General features: G+C 47.5%; 3 protein-coding genes. All 3 read right to left on the bottom strand.

Going from position 1 to position 3,628, the window contains the following annotated elements:
- Window positions 1-223: 223 nt before the first annotated feature.
- Window positions 224-556 (bottom strand): DnaJ family domain-containing protein, encoded by a 333-nt coding sequence (locus A4E54_RS09640; protein WP_286725904.1) that lies wholly within the window; start codon window positions 554-556, stop codon window positions 224-226.
- Between the two features lie 137 nt (window positions 557-693).
- Window positions 694-3,333 carry a PEP/pyruvate-binding domain-containing protein gene (locus A4E54_RS09645; protein WP_286725906.1) on the bottom strand — a complete coding sequence of 880 codons (2,640 nt, stop codon included), beginning with the start codon at window positions 3,331-3,333 and terminating at the stop codon, window positions 694-696.
- Between the two features lie 79 nt (window positions 3,334-3,412).
- A partial coding sequence (locus A4E54_RS09650) for a hypothetical protein (protein ID WP_502687936.1) occupies window positions 3,413-3,628 on the bottom strand: 216 nt, incomplete at its 5' end.

Here is a 3,628-nt window from a genome sequence, read left to right on the forward strand (position 1 = left end):
TGGAAAGGTGAATTAAAAGGAGAATAATGAAGGCTGCTCCAGGCAGAAGAACCTTTCTCGCGGAAAGCCCGGCTTTTCCCGAAAGGTGAACAAAGCCGGTAAAAAGCATCCGGAAAGTAATAGTTCACGAAGGCTTCCGCTCCTAAAGCGGAAGCCTTCGGCTGCTTCCAGCATGTCCCTGCTGATAAGTGAATTAACCCTTAGATCTTAGTACAACGCACTTCTATTTTAATTTTCTTAAAGAAAAACGGTATGCCTCTATTTGTACATCATATTTAAATTTTAACTCTTTTAGTTTTTGTTTTAAATTTTCTTTTTCACTAGCTATTATACAGTCTTTAAGCCTTTGCTCTATGCTTTCTATTTCCTTAAGTAAAAGAATTTCTATTGGTAATGCCCCAGAACTCTTTATTAATATGTTGAGAAACCTCTCCTCCGGAGATTCAAATGGGTTGATTTTTTCTAATTTTAACGGCTTCCCCTCGCCAGGTAAATTTTTAAGTACTCCCTTTAATAAGGCTTCCTTTATTCTCGCTTCAGCTATTTTCTCGAACATGTCACCACCACCTTACCCTGATAATCTAATTCATTTTTAACACTTACTATAAATAAATTAATACGGTTATAAACTGGATGATAATTGAAAACGATTTTTATAAATCGACCAGACGATTGCTTCCACACTGAGTAAACTTACAAATAGACCTTGCCCTCGTCGCCGTCTACGGTAATTGACTGACCGTCTTTGATTATCGTCATTATGCCCGGAATATTCACCACCGCCGGGATGCCGTACTCCCGGGCCACAATGGAGCCGTGGGACCCAAACCCTCCTGTCTCCACAACAATGGCGGAAGCCCTTAAGAACAATGGCGTCCAGCCGGGGTCCGTTGACGGGGCCACCAGCACGTCTCCGGCCCGCAGCTTCTCCCCTTCGTCGGGATGGGAAATTATTTTTGCCGTGCCGGAAGCCCTCCCCGCAGCCACGCCTATACCTGTCAGCGCATTGCCCTGACCGCGGGCGGCGGGTTCCGCAAAATGAGGCGCCTCATCTACAATAAGGTCGGGGGGTGAGAGCGCCTCCATTTCTTTTCTCCTAACCTTGCGCTCGGCCACCAGAATATTCAATCCCCTGCCGTCCCAGTCTCCCTGCAGGATAGAGAAAATTTCACTGCAGGTACAGTGGTATATATCTGCCGGCTCGGCAAGAATTCCTCTTTCCGCTAACCGTCGCCCCATCTCCTGAAATACTAAACGCATAAGCTCAGATATCTTAACAAGCACCGACTTGGACATTTCCCTGATTCCCATACCTTTTACGGCCTGTTTTAAAAAGCGATTAATTGATCCACGCCTGTAGAAAGGTACCTTATGGTTTATTTCATGCCAGACCTCGTCCGCTTTTTCTTTTTGCCGGGCTCTTATCTTGCCCAGATCGGCTGTTTCCATGGTGCTCCTGATGACATTCAAGGGGTAAGAAGGATCCCCGCGCCAGCGGGGGTTGATGATATCCATTTCATATACGCCCCGGTGCCCATACTCCGCCAGAAAGTTTCGAAATGATTGTTTGAACGGGGATTCCTCCGGCAATTCTTTTTCCCACAGGAGAGGATGATAGTTATCACCGGAAAAGAACCTCCGGGCAGCGGAGTCACCCCGCGCGGTTTCGGCCAGTTCCACCAGGCGGTAGCCCTGCTCCGCGCTGGGTATGTCCCCCCTCCCGGCCATCAGGGTGTTGGCATAAGCTTTCCCTTTGCCGGGAAAATATTTTTCCAGCGTCTTTATCAGCGAATCCATGTTGGCACAAAAGACACAAGACAGAAACACAGGGTAATATTCTATGTATACACTTTTAATCTCTGTGAATTTATCGATAAGCTCTTTTTCTGTCAGGCCTTTGAAATTCTCTTTTAACAAACCCTTGGTAAAATTGTCAACGCGGTCAAAAGATTTTTGCACGCTCTTTATGATTTTAAGTCCACGAAAAAATATTTTCACCAAGCGCCCCAATCTTTTACATCCCTTAATCCCACGGCAAGGTTTTTTTTCGTTGATTTCTATTTCCGGCTGGTGCCCTCCCATGCCTTCGTTTATTTGCCGGGGCGTAATCCCAATAGCATCGTATAAGATCCACTGCTGCATGGACATGTTGAGATATGCCCGGCCTTGATATAACCTAATATACCGCAAGCCCGGGGGTATTTTATAATCTAAACCATCGTTCGTATTATCGCGAAACTTTTCAGATAGTCTAAAGAAGCTCCAGTTGAGAGTCGACTGAACCATGGGCGCGGCATCCCTGATATTGGCATTGGACCATATGTCCGGCTGGTTTTTAATCTCATCGAAAGTGTACCTGGGCAACGCCGTCACCGGCCTGGCCTGGACCAGGAGGAAATCCTTGCCGTCAAACACCCATTCAACATCCTGGTGCTGTTCCCCACTGCCAAGGGCGTCAAATACCCGCTGGATCAGCATACCTAACCGGCGGATATTTTCGTCGCTTAAAACCTGACCGGCCGCTGACCCGGCAGACTCGACAAATTCCGTCCCGCCGCCTTTTTGGGCAATTGTTTTCCCTTCTTTGCGGCCAATTCTTTTTTGTGTTATTTCAAACGTTAAGTCCAAACGGTATTCATCCGGCTCAATGGCGCCGCTGACCACGCTCTCGCCCAAACCGTAATTGGCGCTTATAAGTATAATAAATTCCTGGCCGGTGCGGGGGTCGCAGGTAAAGCCAACTCCGGCGGCCTCGGCCTCCACCATCTCCATGATCACCACGGCCGGGATTACCTCGTCATCTTTAACATTCATTTTCCGCCTGTAAGAGACTGCCCTGGGTGTCCATAAAGAGGCATAACATTCATTAATGGCGGACAGGATGTTATCAAGTCCCCGGACATTTAAGAATGATTCATGAATCCCCGCGAAAGACGCCTTGCCGGAGTCCTCGGCTGTTGCCGAAGAGCGGACGGCCACCGGTTTCTCCAGTATGCCGGCGGTTCTTAGGTTATTTTCCAGTTCATCCCGAACATTTGAGGGAATATGCCCGGCTATGATTTTTTCCCTGAGCAGGAATAATTTTTGCTCTATCTCCATATCTCCGATGTTGCCGGTTGTTACATTTCGGGTAATTTTCTCCACGTCTTCAAGCAGGTTGTTTGTTTCAATAAAACTCCGGTATGCTTTGGCTGCAAGGCACCCTCCGGTGGGAACATTGAACCCGTACCTTTCGAGCCTGCCCAGGTTCCACCCCTTCCCTCCGGCAGCTTCTACCCCGGCCTGAAAAGCCCCTGCCCAGTTGAGAAAGAACTCTCCGCAATTCTTATCCATGGGCTTCCTCCCTCACCGATTATATTTTTCTATCTGGCTGTCGCTGTATTATTGTCATGTATGTGCTATTTTTCGTTCTCTAATTTTCCCTGTTTTTTACACCGTTTAGGAAAAAGTCCATAATCATGTTAACGCCTTCTTCTATGGCAAATAATTCCGGATTAGCCGCCCATAGAACCGACCAATTGCTGTACATCGTTTCCAGGTGGGCGGCAAGAATCATGCTGTTTATATCCCGCCTGATTTCCCCCGCTTCCATGCCCATTTTTATAATTGGTTCCAGGACATCCCTGAA

Source organism: Pelotomaculum sp. PtaB.Bin117 (genome assembly GCF_002067195.1).
Taxonomy (GTDB): domain Bacteria; phylum Bacillota; class Desulfotomaculia; order Desulfotomaculales; family Pelotomaculaceae; genus Pelotomaculum_D; species Pelotomaculum_D terephthalicicum.

Bases quoted from the DNA above. Each gene is read 5' to 3' on its own strand.
- A4E54_RS09640 (WP_286725904.1), bottom strand. From the start codon at position 556: ATGTTCGAGAAAATAGCTGAAGCGAGAATAAAGGAAGCCTTATTAAAG.
- A4E54_RS09645 (WP_286725906.1), bottom strand. From the start codon at position 3,333: ATGGATAAGAATTGCGGAGAGTTCTTTCTCAACTGGGCAGGGGCTTTT.